We start from the raw sequence: 346 nt of genomic DNA, 5'->3' as shown, positions 1-346 counted from the left end.
TTTAATCGAGTCATTCAACAAGAAGATCAAGAAATATACCAAGCGCAAGGAACAATTTCCAAATGATGAGTCGTTGGAACGTTTCTTAGTTTCCCAGTTTGAAGACTATAACCAACGCTTTGCGACACGCTGCCATATTGGCTTTAATAAAGCTCGTGCAGAAATTGAAAAAATGTTTGAAGAGCTAGAATCATAGGCCACATGCCGATGCGAATGATTTACTTGGCAGGGCTAGCCCTGCCAAGTAAATCAAAAACAATCCATCGAACAAGAACAATTAGAATATAAGTGACAATTTATCAGAAAAGGTTGATAACTTATTTACACAAAATTATTGACACTGCCA

General features: G+C 37.0%; 1 protein-coding gene. It reads left to right on the top strand.

Annotated elements, in window-relative coordinates; genetic code table 11:
• On the top strand, positions 1-196 hold a 196-nt coding region (locus tag GMB86_RS15375; protein WP_196220261.1), incomplete at its 5' end, for a transposase.
• Positions 197-346 lie beyond the last annotated feature (150 nt).

This window comes from Terrilactibacillus tamarindi (genome assembly GCF_009718825.1).
Taxonomy (GTDB): Bacteria; Bacillota; Bacilli; order Bacillales; family Sporolactobacillaceae; genus Terrilactibacillus; species Terrilactibacillus tamarindi.
Note: the sequence above shows the minus strand (reverse complement) of the source record. Positions and strands in the feature narration are given on the sequence as shown.